The following is a 13,239-nucleotide window of genomic DNA, read 5'->3' as shown; positions in this document are numbered from 1 at the left end:
CCCGGTATCCCTCCGCCGGGGTCTCGACGACGAATCCGAGCACCTCCCCGGAGTCGGTGTCGCGCGCCCACACGACCACCAGGTCCGCGACGCTGCCGTTGCCGATCAGCGCTTGGACCCGCGCAGCACCCAGTGGTCGCCGTCGCGGGTCGCGGTGGTCTCCAGCGCGACCGAGTCCGAGCCGTGCATCGGCTCGGTCAGCGCGAACGCGCCGAGGAGTCCATGGTCGACATCGCCGGCAGCCAGCGCTGCTTCTGCTCCTCCGAGCCGCACATCGCGATCGCCTTCATCGCCAGGCCCGCGTGCACCCCGAGGAACGTGCCGAGCGAGCCGTCGCCACGGTGCAGCTCCATGTGCACGAGGCCCAGCGCGAGCGGGCTCCATCCCGCCCCGTAGCCCTGGATGTCCTCGCCGACGACCCCGAGCTCCGGCAGCCGCCGGAACAGGTGCCAGGGCAGCTCGGCGCGCTCCCAGTAGTCGTTGATGTCGGGGAGGACCTCGGAGTCGACGAACGTGCGGGTGTCGGCGAAGCGCTGCCACTGCTCGTCGGTGAACTGGTCGCGCACCGAGAAGAAGTCGGTGCCCAGGGCCTCGCCCAGCTCGGTGTACGGGGTGGTCGGTGCGGTCATGATCGCGGGCCCCTCGCCGTCGACGGAGACCTGATCCTCACACCGATCCGCCGACCCCGCCGGATTCGTGCGGTGGCGAACGAATCCGGTTCCGGTGCGGGCGCCGGCCCGCACCGGTCATCCGGCCCGGACCGGCCCGAACGCTTCCAGGGCCACGTCCTGCCAGCGCTCCCATTCCGCGATCTGTGCCAGGTACTGCGCTCGGACGGCCTCGAACGACCGGCCGAAGAACACCCGCAGCGGCGGGTCCTCGGCGTCGACGACGGCGAGCAGCGCGGGGACCGTCGCCTCCGGGTCCCCGACGTCGAAGGTTCCCGCGGAGTCCCGGACGTGGTCGTAGCGGCAGCGGCGCGCTGTGCCGGGTGGCGTCGAGCCACCCCGTCGCGTACGGGCCGGGCTCGACGTTCGTGACGCGGATCCCGAGCTCGCGGACCTCGCCTGCGAGGGACTGCGTAAGCCCCTCCACCGCCCACTTCGACGCGTGGTACGCGCCGATCCCGGGGAACGCGCGGACGCCACCCTCGCTCGTCACGGTGACGAGATGTCCGCTGCGCTGGCGGCGGAGGACGGGCAGGGCGGCTTGCAGCACCCACAGTGCGCCGAAGAAGTTGGTCTCCATCTGCGCACGGATCTCGTCCTCGCTCAGCTCCTCGACGGCACCGAAGTGCCCGTACCCCGCGTTGTTCACGACGACGTCGAGCCGGCCGAAGTGCTCGACGGTCCGGCGGACGGCGTCGATCACCGCCGGGTGGTCGGTGACGTCGAGCGAGATCGGGAGCACGGCGTCGCCGTGGGCGGCGACGAGGCCGTCGAGCGTGCGCACGTCCCGCGCCGTCGCTGCGACCCGGTCACCGCGCCGCAGCGCGGCCTCGGCCCACAGGCGCCCGAAGCCCCGCGACGCGCCGGTCAGGAACCACACCTTGTCGTTCGTCATGGGTCCAGCGTGCGTCGCTCCAGCACATGCGACAAGCGAGACCTGTGCACAACAGACATGAGCAGACCGCATACCATCGACTCATGGCCGAGCTGACCGTCGCCGGGTTGCGGACCGTGTTCGAGGTGGCCCGGCAGGGCTCGTTCAGCGGCGCGGCGACCGTGCTCGGGTACACGCAGTCAGCGGTGTCCAGGCAGGTCGCGGCCACGGAGGCGGCCGCGTGCTCGGAGCTGTTCGAACGGTTGCCGCGCGGGGTGCGGCCGACGGCCGCCGGTGAGGTCGTCGTCCGGCGGGCGGGCCGGGTGCTCGCCGAGCTCGACGGGGCGCTCGAAGAGGTCGCCGGGGTGCGCGACCGCTTCGCCGGGAGTCTCGTGGCATCGGGGTTCCCGACGGCGACGGCGGTGCTGCTGCCGAGGGCCGTCGCCAGGACGCGTGCCCGGCACCCGGGCCTGCGGGTCGCCCTGCAGGAGGCGGCGAGCCCGGTCCAGGTGCGACGGTTGCGTGCCGGACAGGTGGAGGTGGGGCGGTGGTCGCGGTGGGCGACGGGCTCCCCGCGCCGGACCTCGACGGCCTGCGTGCCGAGACGCTGCACGTCCCCCGTGGCTCGAGAGTCGCCGTCGGCCGGACGCACCGGCTCGCCGACCGGGACGTGCTCGACGTGGAGGACCTGGTCGGCGAGACCTGGGTGGCCGGAGCGGGCCCGGCCGGCGAGCCGCAGTTCGGCGCGTGGCCGGGCCTGTCCGAGCCGCACATCGGCTACGAGGCGCGCCACTGGGCGACCCGGTACGGGCTGGTCGCCGCCGGGCTGGCCGTCACCGTGGTGCCCGGCCTCGCCGCGGACTCGGTGCCGCGCGACGTGCGCTGGATCCCGGTGCGCAAACCGGTCGTACCGGACCGTGCGCTGCTCGCGGTCACCGCCGGCGCGCCGTCGGGCGCCGCCTCGGCTCTCGTGCGGGCGATCCGGGAGGAGGCGGCGGCATTGGGTGCGCCCGCTACTCCTTGACCAGGCAGAACGGGTGCCCGATCGGGTCGAGGAACACCCGGAAGCTCGCCGGCGTGGGCTGGACGTCGTGCTTGCGCGCCCCGATCGCCAGCATCGCGGCCTCCCCGGCGTCGAGGTCGGGCACGACGAAGTCGACGTGCCCGCGCTGCGGGCGCACCTGCCCGGGCCACTCGGGCGGGGTGAACTCACCCTCGGAGATCTGCTGGAACGCCAGCGTGGCGCCCGCCCCACCCGGGTCGAGCTCGACCCAGTCCGGGTCGGCGTCGGTGGGACCGATCACCGGCCAGCCGGTGATCGCCGAGTAGAACCGGGCGAGCTCCATCGGGTCCGGGCAGTCGAGTGCGAAGAGACGGAACATGGCGATCGGTGCATCGGTCATGGTCGCAGTGTGCCCGCGACCCCCGACAGTCACAGCTCGTCGATCGCCCGCTCGATCCGCCGCACCGACACCGGGTGCCGGGTCTTCATCGGGTGGGCGTAGAGCGAGATGCGCAGCTCCTCGACCATCCAGCCGATCTCCCGCAGCGCCGGCGACGGCTCGGTGCCCTCGGGCAGCGCGGCGAGCAGCCCGCGGTACTCGGCCTCGACCGGGGCGATCTCGGCGGTCCACCTGGCGTCGCGGGCGGGGTCGGCGCGCAGCTTCTCCAGCCGCAGCTCGCAGCCCTGCAGGTAGCGCTTCACGTCGCCGAGCCGGGTCGCCCCGGCGGCGGTGACGAAGCCCGGCGCGGCCAGCCGGCCCACGACCGCCGTCACGTCGGCGACGCCGTCGCGGGTGGCCGGGCCGCGCAGGTCCGCCAGCGCCGCACCCACCCGGTGCCACACCTCCAGTACGCCGCGGCCGGCGTCGAGGACCTGCAGCGTCGTCGACGGCAGCCGCATCCGCAGCAGCTCCGCGAGCCGCGCGTACTGCGCCTCGTCGAACGGGTCGCCACCGCCACGGACCATCAGGTGGTCGGCGGCGGCGGTGGTGCAGTCGTCGAGCAGGGCGTCGAGCGAGCCGTGCGGGTTGCGCGACAGGGCCAGCCGTGCCCGGTTGTCCAGACCGCGCTGCACCTGCTTGCCCGGGTGGGTGGTGTTCAGCAGCAGGAGCCGCCGGGCGCCGCGGTGGTGGGCGGGGTCGCGTTCGGACGCCGTCGCGTACACCCGGACGTCGGCGCTCGTGCCGCGGTCGCGCAGGCCCGGGTAGCCGGTGACCGTGTGCGCGCCGCGCCGGATCGGCAGCTCGCGGGGGAGCTCACCGATCGTCCACGACGTCAGCCCGGTCGCCTCGACGTCGCTGCCCGCGGCGGCCAGCTCCTCCCGCACCTTCGGGGCGAGGGCGCGGCGCAGCCGGTCCAGGTCGGTGTCGCGGGCCAGCTCGGCACCGGACTCGTCGAGCACCCGGAACGTCACCGTGAGGTGTTCGGGCAGCCGCTCCAGCTCCCAGTCCTCACGCCGGATGTGCACGTCGCGCATCCGGCCGAGCTCGTCCTCCAGGACGTCCAGCAGCGGGCGTCGGCCGGTCTCGCCGCGCAGCCGGGCCAGCACCGCCTTCGCGTGGTCGGGGGCGGGGGAGAAGTTGCGGCGCAGGTTCCGCGGCAGCGTCCGGATCAACGCGGTGACGAGCTCCTCGCGCAGCCCCGGCACCTGCCAGGTGAACGGCGTCGGGTCGACCTGGTTCAGCGCCGCCACCGGCACGTCGACGGTCACGCCGTCAGAGTGGTGGCCCGGCTCGAACGCGTAGGACAGCGGCAGCGTCAGCCCGCCCGCCTCGACGTGGTCGGGGTAGTGGTCGCGGTCGACCTGCTTCGCGGCCTCGGTCGCGAGCATCTCCTCGGTGTAGGTCAGCCGGTCCGGGGACCGCTTCGACTCCCGCTTCCACCAGCGGTCGAAGTGCGCCCCGGAGACGACGTCGGCGGGGACCCGCTCGTCGTAGAAGGCGAACAAGGTGTCCTCGTCGACGACGAGGTCGCGCCGCCGGGCCCGGTGCTCGAGCTCCTCGACGCTGTCGAGCAGCTCCCGGTTGGCGTGGAAGAACGGGTGCCGGGTGTCCCAGTCGCCCTCGACGAGAGCGTGGCGCAGGAACAGGTCGCGGCTCACCTCGGCGTCGATCCGGCCGTAGGCGACGGTGCGGTCGGCGACCAGCGGCAGCCCGTGCAGGGTGACCCGCTCGGTCGCGACGGCGCTCCCGCGCTTGCGTGACCAGCGCGGTTCCGAATACGTCTTCTTGACGAGATGTTCGGCGAGCGGCTCGATCCAGTCCGGCTGCACCGGTGCGACGGTCCGCGCCCACAATCTCGTCGTCTCGACGAGTTCGGCGGCCATCACCCAGCGCGGAGGCTTGCGCGCCAGACCCGAGCCGGGCCAGATCGCGAACTTCGCGCCGCGGGCTCCGAGGTAGTCCTTCGGACCCTTCCGCTCCTTCTTCCCGTCTCTGCCGTTCCCCGTGCCCTTCCCTGTGCTCTTCTCGGAGAGCGGGTCCTGCATGCCGACCTGCGACAGCAGACCGGCGAGGACGGACTGGTGGATCCGGTCGGCGTGCCGCGGCCACTCGGGGTCGTGGTCGTTGACCTCCATGCCGGAGCTGCGGGCGGCCTGCCGGAGCTGGCCGTGCAGGTCCCACCATTCGCGCACGCGCAGGTAGTGCAGGAAGTCCTCGCGCAGCTCGCGCCGGAACCGGCTGCCCGACAGCTCGTCGCGGCGCTGCTGCAGGTGGTCCCACAGCCGCAGGAACGCGAGGAAGTCCGAGCCGTCCTCGGCGAAGCGGCGGTGCCGCTCGTCGGCGGCCTGGCGCTGCTCGGTCGGCCGCTCGCGCGGGTCCTGCACGCTCAGCGCGGCCGCGATGACCAGCACCTCGCGCAGGCAGCCGTTGCGGTGCGCCTCGACGAGCATCCGGCCCAGCCGGGGGTCCACCGGCAGCCGCGCCAGCGAGTGCCCGACGGCGGTCAGCGAGCGCCGGTCCGGCCGCAGCGCACCGAGCTCGTGCAGCAGGTCCAGACCGTCGGCGACGGCGCGCCGGTCCGGCGGCTCGACGAACGGGAACTCCGAGATCTCGCCCAGGTCCAGGGCGATCATCTGCAGCACGACCGACGCCAGGTTGGTCCGCAGGATCTCCGGGTCGGTGAACTCGGGTCGGGCGTCGAAGTCGTCCTCGGCGTACAGCCGGATCGCGATGCCGTCCGAGGTGCGGCCGCAGCGACCGGAGCGCTGGTTCGCCGAGGCCTGGGAGATCTTCTCGATCGGCAGCCGCTGCACCTTGAGACGGCGCGAGTAGCGCGAGATGCGCGCGGTCCCGGTGTCGACGACGTAGCGGACGCCGGGGACGGTCAGCGAGGTCTCGGCGACGTTGGTGGCCAGCACGACCCGGTTGCCTGCGTGCGGCGCCCACACGCGCTGCTGCTCGGCCGTCGACAGGCGGGCGTAGAGCGGCAGGATCTCGGTGTTCCGCAGGTTGCGCCGCTCCAGTGCCTCGGTGGCCTCCCGGATCTCGCGCTCACCGGGCAGGAACACCAGCACGTCGCCGGGGCCCTCGCGCTGCAACTCGACGACGGCGTCGCCGATCGCGTCGTCCAGCTGCCGGTCGGGGTCGGCGTCCGGGTCGTCAGGGTCGACGACGGGCCGGTACCGCACCTCCACCGGGAACGTGCGCCCGGAGACCTCGACGATCGGCGCGGGGCTCGGCTCGCCGCTCTCCGATGCCGTGCCGAAGTGCCGGGCGAAGCGCTCCGGGTCGATCGTCGCGGAGGTGATGACGACCTTCAGGTCGGGACGGCGGGGGAGCAGCCGGGTCAGGTACCCGAGGATGAAGTCGATGTTGAGGCTGCGCTCGTGCGCCTCGTCGATGATCAGCGTGTCGTAGGCCAGCAGGTCCTTGTCCCCGGCCAGCTCGGCCAGCAGGATGCCGTCGGTCATCAGCTTGACCATGGTCGAGTCGCCGACGGCGTCGGTGAACCGGACCTTCCAGCCGACCGCCCCGCCGAGCTCGACGCCCAGCTCCTCGGCGATCCGGGTGGCGACGGTGCGCGCGGCGAGCCGCCGCGGCTGGGTGTGTCCGATCATCCCGTGCACACCGCGGCCCAGCTCGAGGCAGATCTTCGGCAGCTGCGTCGTCTTCCCGGAGCCGGTCTCCCCGGCGACGATGACGACCTGGTTGTCGCGGATCGCGTCGGCGATCTCCTCGCGGCGCGCGGAGACCGGCAGCGTCGCGGGGTAGGAGATCCGCGGCAGCGCGGCGCGCCGGCGTGCGATGCGGTGCTCGGCCTTCGCGACGGCGTCGGCGACCCACTGCTGGGCGCGCCCGTCGCGGGCCCGGTCCAGCCGGCCGCGCAGGCGCTCGGCCTCGGCCGGGCCGAGGGAGTCGAGGCGCTCGCGCAGGGCGGTGAGCTCGGCGTCGTCGAGCGGGGGGAGCGGCGGCTCGGCGTCGCGGCTCCCGCCGGTGCCCCGGCGCGGCCGGCCGGCGTCGGTCTCTGCGGCCGGGATGGGGCCCGAGGGGTCCGGGCCGTCGCGGTCGGGGCCGCGACGGCCGGGCTGGTCGGGGCCGGGCGCCGTGACGGCAGCGCGCCGACCCCGAGGCCCGCGGCGGCGCTGCGTCGATGCACGGCGGCGCTGCTGATCGCGGGCCGGGACGCCGCGCGCGGCGCCCTCCGTCCCGGGGGCGGCCTGCGCTGCGGCGAGGTCCGATGAGGTGGTCTCCTGTGGAGGTGTGTCCTGCGGGGTGCCGGAGTTCCCGCCGCGCGGCTGGTGCTCGCCCCGGGCGCCGGGTCGGCGGCGGGGTCGGCGCGGTCGGTCGTGCGACGACGGCTGTGCGGAGGTCGGAGACGGGACGGGTTCGCTGGACATCGTTCGTTCAGTCTGCCTGCTCGCCCGGGACCGGGCGTGCGCCGACCATGGTGACCGGCCTCGCAGGCGTCGTCGAATGGATTTCGAGAAGGGGAGGTATGGGGTCCGAACCGGACGCCGGTCGCCTCGCGGCGAGTGGCGCATCGTGGCTCCAGCCGAACGGAACTCCACGGTGGCGGTTATCTATTGCGGCCCGGGGACTCGGTTCGCCCGGCTCGGACAGTCGTTCCAACGGGCGGGGGTCGCGGTTCATTCCCGCCCCGGGTGAGGAATCCCGGACGACTCCCCGTCCCCGTCGGGCTCCGCCACGGCGAGCCGGGCCAGCAGGTCGCGCAGCCGGGTCCGGTCGGCCCCGTCGAGCGGGGCGAGGAACTCGGCGGCCAGCGCGCGGGCCTCGGTCGCGGCCCCGGCGGCCAGGCGTTCGCCCTCGTCGGTGAGGTGGACCAGCCGACGTCGCTGGTCGGTCTCGGACCGGGTGCGGGTCAGCCAGCCGTTGCGCTCCATCCGGCGCAGCAGCTCGGTGGTGGTGCCCTTGTCGGTCGCCGCGAGCGACCCGAGCGTGACCTGGTCGATCCCGGGCCGGCGGCGCAGCGCGTCGAGCATCGCGTACTGCGGCTTGGTCAGCTGCGGGACGCGTTGCTGCCAGGCCGCGGTGTGGGACTGCAGGACCCGGCGGAGCAGGTGCACGACCGCCTCGTCGGCACCCGGGTTGCGCTCGATCATGCGCCGAGTATAGTTCGTATTCAAACAGTTAGTATGCGAACTAGTTGGGAGGTGGCCCGGTGCGACTCGTCGTGGGGATCACCGGCGCGACCGGCGCGATCCTCGGGATCCGTCTGCTGGAGGCGCTGCGCGAGGCCGAGGTCGACACGCATCTCGTGCTCTCCCGGTGGGCACGGGCGACGATCGTCGAGGAGACCGGCTGGACGGTGCCCGAAGTCGAGGCGCTGGCCGGGACCGCACATCCGTTCGGGGACCAGGCCGCGTCGATCTCGTCCGGCTCGTTCCGGACCGACGGGATGGTCGTCGTCCCCTGCTCGATGAAGACGCTCGCGCAGATCCGGCACGGGATCGCCGACGGGCTCGTCGCCCGTGCCGCCGACGTCACGATCAAGGAGGACCGGAAGCTGGTCCTCGTGCCGCGGGAGACCCCGCTGTCCACCTCGAGAACATGCTGGCCCTGCGCCGCACCGGGGTGCGGATCGTCCCGCCGATGCCCGCCTTCTACAACCACCCGGCCGGACTGGACGACGTCGTCGACCACGTCGTCGCACGCATCTGCGACCAGTTCGACCTGCCCGCCCCGCGGGCCCGCCGCTGGACCGGCGGGTCCGCCCGTCAGAGGAGGAGCGCCTGATGGACACCTTCCGCGACTACCTGGCCGAGCTCGAGCGGCACGGCCAGCTCCTGCGCATCGACGACGAGGTGAAGGCCGAGCCCGACCTCGGTGCCGCCGGTGCCGCCGCACCGAAGCTCGGCGACCGAGCCCCCGCGCTGCTGTTCACCGACGTCGCCGGGTTCCGCGACCCGAACATCGTGCTCAACGCGCACGGCTCCTGGGCCAACCACGCCGTCGCGCTCGGGCTGCCGCCGGAGACCCCGGTGCGTGAGCAGGTCGAGGAGTTCGGCCGTCGCTGGGACGCCTTCCCGGTGCCGGTCGAGCGGCGCGCCGACCCGCCGTTCGCGGAGAACACCGTCGCCGGCGAGGCGGTCGACCTGTTCGCGCTGCTGCCGCTGTTCCGCATCAACGCCGGCGACGGCGGCTTCTACATCGACAAGGCCGCCGTCGTCAGCCGCGACCCCGACGACCCGGACTCCTTCGGCAAGCAGAACCTGGGCATCTACCGGATGGAGGTCCAGGGACCGCGCACGCTCGGGCTGCAGCCCGTCCCGCAGCACGACATCGCGCTGCAGCTGCGCCGCGCCGAGGAGCGCGGCGAGGACCTGCCGGTCGCGATCGCGCTCGGCAACGAGCCGACGATCCCGCTGGTCGCGGGCATGCCGATCGCCTACGCCGACAGCGAGTACGAGATGGCGGGCGCCCTGCGCGGCTCACCCTGCCCGATCGCCACCGGCCCGGAGACCGGGCTCGACGTCCCGTGGGGCTGCGAGATCCTGCTGGAGGGCGTCGTCCTCGGGCGCGAGCGGCACTTCGAGGGCCCGTTCGGCGAGTTCACCGGGCACTACTCCGGCGGCCGGCGCATGCCGCAGATCCGGATCGACCGGGTGTCCTACCGCACCACGCCCTACTTCGAGCACCTCTACATCGGCATGCCGTGGACCGAGTGCGACTACCTCATCGGGCCCAACACCTGCGTCCCGCTGCTCAAGCAGCTGCAGGCCGAGTTCCCCGAGGTGCGCGCGGTCAACGCCATGTACACCCACGGGCTGCTCGCGATCGTCTCGGTCCGCAACCGCTACGGGGGCTTCGCCAAGGCCGTCGGGATGCGGACCATGACCACCCCGCACGGCCTCGGCTACTGCAAGGTCGTGATCTGCGTCGACGACACCGTGGACCCGTTCGACCTGCCCCAGGTCATGTGGGCGCTGTCGACCAAGATGCACCCCGCGCACGACCTGGTGACCCTGCCCGACATGCCGGTGCTGCCGCTGGACCCGGGATCCGACCCGGCCGGCATCACCCACAAGCTGATCATCGACGCCACCACGCCGACCGCCCCGGACGACCGCGGGCACTACTCCCAGCGCGTCGTGCCGCCCGACGACACCGCGGCCTGGGTCGAGCGTCTGGGCCGGCTCGTCGCCGGCGACCGGAAGGAGAACCGCTGATGACCTGCCCCCGCTGTTCCACCGACGGCGCCGCCGTGCTCGCGACCTCCCCGGTCCCCGGGGTGTGGACCGTGCACCGCTGCGGGCTGTGCGGCTTCGTCTGGCGCGACACCGAGCCGCCTGCGGTCCGCGACGCCGCGCACTATCCGGACCGGTTCCGGGTCACCGCCGGCGACGTGGCCGCCGCGGTCGACGTGCCGACCGTGCCGGCGCGCCGGCCGTGACCCCGACGCTGATGTGGGAGGCCCGCGCCGCCGACGGCCGCCGTGACGAGCTCCTCGACCACGTGCGCGAGCGGGCCGCCGTCGCGCTGGCCGGTGCGCAGCGCCACGAGCTGTTCGTCGCCGACGGCGGGCGGGTCGTCGTGATCGCGGTCGGGGTGCCGGCCGGGACGACGCTGCCCGAGCCGCCCGGCGAGCTGCTGGCCCGGCCGCCACACTCCTGGGGCTTCGACCGGGTCGACCCCTGACCGGCCCTCAGCCGGCCGCGAGCGCGGCGAGCACCCCGTCCGTCCACGGCGTCCACGCCTCGACCGCCCACGGCCCGAAGTCGCGGTCGGTCAGGACGACGGCCGCGGCGCCCGCGTCCGGGTCGACCCACAGGAACGTGCCGGACTGCCCGAAGTGCCCGAACGTCCGCGGCGACGAGTGCACCCCGGTCCAGTGCGGGGACTTGCCGTCGCGGATCTCCAGGCCCAGGCCCCAGTCGTTCGGTCGCTGTCGGCCGTAGCCCGGCAGCAGCCCGTCGAGACCGGGGTAGGCGACCGTGGTCGCCTCGGCGACGGTCCGCGGGTCCAGCAGCCGCGGGGCCTGCAGCTCGGCGGCGAAGCGGGTCAGGTCCTCGACGGTCGAGACGGCGCCGGAGCCGGCGGCCCCCTCCAGCCGGGTGTGCCCCATCCCGAGCGGGGTGCAGACGGCCTCGTGCAGGTACTCGGCGAACCCGATGCCGGTCGCGGCCGCGATGGCGTCGGCGAGCACGGCGAAACCGGTGTTGGAGTAGATCCGCTTCTCCCCGGGCGCGGCCTTGACCTCGTCGGTGTCGAACGCCAGGCCCGAGGTGTGCGCGATCAGGTGCCGCACCGTCGCACCCTCCGGACCGGCCGCGTCGTCCCAGTCGACGGCGCCCTCCTCGACCGCGACGAGCGCCGCGTAGGCCGAGAGCAGCTTGGTCACCGACGCCAGCGCGAACTCGCGGTCGACGTCGCCCGCGGTGGCGAGCACCGTGCCGTCCGCGGCGACGACGGCGGCGCCCACGTGGTCGACCGGCCAGTCCAGGACCCGGCGCACCGCCGGGGCGAGCTCGGTCACGACTCGAGGTGCGGTCGGGTACGCATGACGTCCATCCTGGCAAACGGGCGGCCGTCCGGCCGCCCCGAGACCGGCCCGGGAGGACGTCGTGCCCCTGCACCACGAGGTGACCGGGTCGGGGCCACCGTTGCTGCTGATCCAGGCCGGCGCGTCCGAGGCGGGCGCGGCGCGGATGCTCGTCGACGAGCTGGCCGTGACCCACCGGGTGCTCACCTACGACCGTCGCGGGATCGGGCGCAGCCCGGCCGACGACGGCCCGGTCCCGCTGACCGCGCACGCCGACGACGCGGCCGGGCTGCTGGCGGGCACCGGGCCCGCTGCCGTCGTGGGGGTGAGCATCGGTGCGGTGATCGGGCTGCTGCTCGCCGTCCGGCACCCGGGCCTGGTCACGACGCTCGTCGCGCACGAGCCACCGCTGCCCGGCCTGGTCCGCGACGCGGCCTTCGAGGCCGCCATGGACCGGGTCGAGGACCTCGTCGCGCGCGACGACATCGGCGCCGCGATCCGGACGATGGCGGAGCTGACCTCCGGCGAGGACCCGGTCGAGCCCGGGTACCGGCCCGAGCCGCCGTCGGGGGACCCGCAGCCCGCACTGCGCCGCTTCCTGCGCCACGACGTCCCGGCCGTGCGGGCCGCCCGGATCGACCCGGCCGACGTGACCGCCAGCGGGGTACGGGTGATCCCCACCGGCGGCTACGAGTCGCGCGGGCGCTGGGAGCACCGGTGCGCCGAGGCCCTGGCCGCCGGGATCGGGCGGGGCCTGGTCGAGCTGCCCTGGGGCCACAACGGCCCGGTGACCCACCCGGTCGCGGCCGCCGCCGCGCTGCGCGGACTGGTCGGTGGCACGTGAGCGGGACGCCCCGGGCCGGCACCGTGCTGGTCGGGACGTCGGGGTGGCGCTACCCGCCGTGGCGCGGCACGTTCTACCCACCGGGGCTGGTGCAGCGCCGGGAGCTGGAGTACCTGTCCCGGCAGGTCACCTCGATCGAGATCAACGGGTCGTTCTACTCGCTGCAACGCCCGGAGAACTACCGGGTCTGGGCCGAGCAGGTCCCGGCCGGGTTCGTGTTCGCGGTGAAGGGCCCGCGCTTCGTGACGCACCTGAAGCAGCTGCGCGACGTCGCGGTGCCGGTCGCGAACTTCCTCGCCTCCGGGGTGCTCGGACTGGGGCCCGCACTGGGCCCGGTGCTGTGGCAGCTGCCGCCCCGGATGCGCTTCGACGCCGACCGGGTGGCCCGCTTCCTGGAGCTGCTGCCGTCGACCACCACGGCCGCCGCCCGGGCCGCGACCGGACACGACGAGCGGCTCGACGGCCGGGCGCTCGTCGAGACCGACGCCGACCGCCCGCTGCGGCACGCGGTCGAGCCGCGGCACCCGTCGTTCCGGGACCCGGCGTTCACCGCGCTGCTGCGCGAGCACGGCGTCGCCCTGGTGCAGTCGGACTCGGCGGGCACCTGGCCGGTGTTCGACGAGGTCACCGCCGATCTCGTCTACCTGCGGCTGCACGGCCAGGGCGAGCTCTACGCCGGTGGCTACACCGCCGCGGCGCTCGACGGCTGGGCCGCCCGCATCCGGGCGTGGCGCGACGCCGGGCACGACGTCGTCTGCTACTTCGACAACGACGCGAAGGTCCACGCACCGACCGACGCCCGGGCCCTGCTCGACCGGCTCGGCTGACCTGTTCGGTCCTGTACCCGCACGGCCGAACGGCCCTGTCCTCAGATTTGTTGATAAGTGCGGACCAGCTGATACGCGGGC

At 74.1% G+C, this 13,239-nt stretch carries 13 protein-coding genes and 2 pseudogenes; 9 read left to right on the top strand and 6 right to left on the bottom strand.

What is annotated here, in order from left to right; translation table 11 throughout:
- Positions 1-197: 197 nt before the first annotated feature.
- Complete coding sequence (locus tag KPL57_RS23365; protein ID WP_226353186.1) at positions 198-629, bottom strand: acyl-CoA dehydrogenase family protein; 432 nt, start codon at positions 627-629, stop codon at positions 198-200.
- Positions 630-666: 37 nt separating this feature from the next.
- Complete coding sequence (locus KPL57_RS23360; protein ID WP_226353185.1) at positions 667-1,563, bottom strand: SDR family NAD(P)-dependent oxidoreductase; 897 nt, start codon at positions 1,561-1,563, stop codon at positions 667-669.
- 26 nt (positions 1,564-1,589) lie between these two features.
- On the opposite strand from KPL57_RS23360, the pseudogene KPL57_RS72595 reads away from it, so the two are divergent.
- Positions 1,590-2,027, top strand: a pseudogene (locus KPL57_RS72595) (LysR family transcriptional regulator); the annotation flags it as partial.
- Positions 2,028-2,089: 62 nt separating this feature from the next.
- Positions 2,090-2,566, top strand: a complete 477-nt coding sequence (locus tag KPL57_RS23350; RefSeq protein ID WP_226353184.1) for a LysR substrate-binding domain-containing protein — start codon at positions 2,090-2,092, stop codon at positions 2,564-2,566.
- Here the strand turns inward: KPL57_RS23350 and KPL57_RS23345 are convergent.
- The 3 genes from KPL57_RS23345 to KPL57_RS23335 form a co-directional block, all read right to left on the bottom strand.
- Positions 2,556-2,945, bottom strand: coding sequence for a VOC family protein (locus KPL57_RS23345; protein WP_226353183.1), 390 nt, complete (start codon positions 2,943-2,945; stop codon positions 2,556-2,558). The genes KPL57_RS23350 and KPL57_RS23345 overlap by 11 nt on opposite strands.
- A 29-nt stretch (positions 2,946-2,974) precedes the next feature.
- Positions 2,975-7,384, bottom strand: a complete 4,410-nt coding sequence (gene hrpA, locus KPL57_RS23340) for an ATP-dependent RNA helicase HrpA (protein ID WP_226353182.1) — start codon at positions 7,382-7,384, stop codon at positions 2,975-2,977.
- Positions 7,385-7,633: 249 nt separating this feature from the next.
- The gene (locus KPL57_RS23335) at positions 7,634-8,107 is read right to left on the bottom strand and encodes a MarR family winged helix-turn-helix transcriptional regulator (protein ID WP_226353181.1); all 474 of its coding nucleotides are present in this window, start codon (positions 8,105-8,107) and stop codon (positions 7,634-7,636) included.
- 59 nt (positions 8,108-8,166) lie between these two features.
- Between KPL57_RS23335 and KPL57_RS70080 the strand changes: the two are divergent.
- From KPL57_RS70080 to KPL57_RS23315, 5 genes and pseudogenes are all read left to right on the top strand, one after another.
- Positions 8,167-8,490 (top strand): annotated as a pseudogene (locus KPL57_RS70080) (UbiX family flavin prenyltransferase); the annotation flags it as partial.
- A gap of 65 nt (positions 8,491-8,555) precedes the next feature.
- A complete protein-coding gene (locus KPL57_RS70075) occupies positions 8,556-8,741 on the top strand; it encodes a hypothetical protein (protein ID WP_255677769.1) in 186 nt (61 codons plus the stop codon).
- Complete coding sequence (locus KPL57_RS23325) at positions 8,741-10,174, top strand: non-oxidative hydroxyarylic acid decarboxylases subunit C (protein WP_226353180.1); 1,434 nt, start codon at positions 8,741-8,743, stop codon at positions 10,172-10,174. The genes KPL57_RS70075 and KPL57_RS23325 overlap by 1 nt, the downstream gene beginning before the upstream one ends.
- Positions 10,174-10,398, top strand: coding sequence for a non-oxidative hydroxyarylic acid decarboxylases subunit D (locus KPL57_RS23320; protein WP_226353179.1), 225 nt, complete (start codon positions 10,174-10,176; stop codon positions 10,396-10,398). The genes KPL57_RS23325 and KPL57_RS23320 overlap by 1 nt, the downstream gene beginning before the upstream one ends.
- Positions 10,395-10,643, top strand: a complete 249-nt coding sequence (locus KPL57_RS23315) for a hypothetical protein (protein WP_075308689.1) — start codon at positions 10,395-10,397, stop codon at positions 10,641-10,643. The genes KPL57_RS23320 and KPL57_RS23315 overlap by 4 nt, the downstream gene beginning before the upstream one ends.
- A gap of 7 nt (positions 10,644-10,650) precedes the next feature.
- Here KPL57_RS23315 and KPL57_RS23310 read toward each other — a convergent pair whose 3' ends face one another.
- Positions 10,651-11,481 carry a serine hydrolase gene (locus KPL57_RS23310; protein WP_226353178.1) on the bottom strand — a complete coding sequence of 277 codons (831 nt, stop codon included), beginning with the start codon at positions 11,479-11,481 and terminating at the stop codon, positions 10,651-10,653.
- A gap of 88 nt (positions 11,482-11,569) precedes the next feature.
- On the opposite strand from KPL57_RS23310, the gene KPL57_RS23305 reads away from it, so the two are divergent.
- Together KPL57_RS23305 and KPL57_RS23300 are read left to right on the top strand one after the other, a co-directional pair.
- Positions 11,570-12,331: an alpha/beta fold hydrolase gene (locus KPL57_RS23305; protein WP_226353177.1), complete on the top strand. Its 762-nt coding sequence runs from the start codon at positions 11,570-11,572 to the stop codon at positions 12,329-12,331.
- Entirely contained in the window at positions 12,328-13,158 is an 831-nt protein-coding gene (locus tag KPL57_RS23300; RefSeq protein WP_226353176.1) for a DUF72 domain-containing protein, read from the top strand. The genes KPL57_RS23305 and KPL57_RS23300 overlap by 4 nt, the downstream gene beginning before the upstream one ends.
- The last annotated feature ends 81 nt before the right edge of the window (positions 13,159-13,239 follow it).

The organism is Pseudonocardia sp. ICBG601 (assembly GCF_020496245.1).
The sequence above is the reverse complement of the archived record's forward strand: the minus strand, read 5'-3'. Positions and strand labels throughout refer to the sequence as shown.

Coding starts and splice junctions, on each gene's coding strand:
- KPL57_RS23360 (WP_226353185.1), bottom strand. CDS start 1,563: ATGACGAACGACAAGGTGTGGTTCCTGACCGGCGCGTCGCGGGGCTTC.
- KPL57_RS23345 (WP_226353183.1), bottom strand. CDS start 2,945: ATGACCGATGCACCGATCGCCATGTTCCGTCTCTTCGCACTCGACTGC.
- hrpA (WP_226353182.1), bottom strand. CDS start 7,384: ATGTCCAGCGAACCCGTCCCGTCTCCGACCTCCGCACAGCCGTCGTCG.
- KPL57_RS23365 (WP_226353186.1), bottom strand. CDS start 629: ATGACCGCACCGACCACCCCGTACACCGAGCTGGGCGAGGCCCTGGGC.
- KPL57_RS23335 (WP_226353181.1), bottom strand. CDS start 8,107: ATGATCGAGCGCAACCCGGGTGCCGACGAGGCGGTCGTGCACCTGCTC.
- KPL57_RS23320 (WP_226353179.1), top strand. CDS start 10,174: ATGACCTGCCCCCGCTGTTCCACCGACGGCGCCGCCGTGCTCGCGACC.
- KPL57_RS23325 (WP_226353180.1), top strand. CDS start 8,741: ATGGACACCTTCCGCGACTACCTGGCCGAGCTCGAGCGGCACGGCCAG.
- KPL57_RS70075 (WP_255677769.1), top strand. CDS start 8,556: ATGCTGGCCCTGCGCCGCACCGGGGTGCGGATCGTCCCGCCGATGCCC.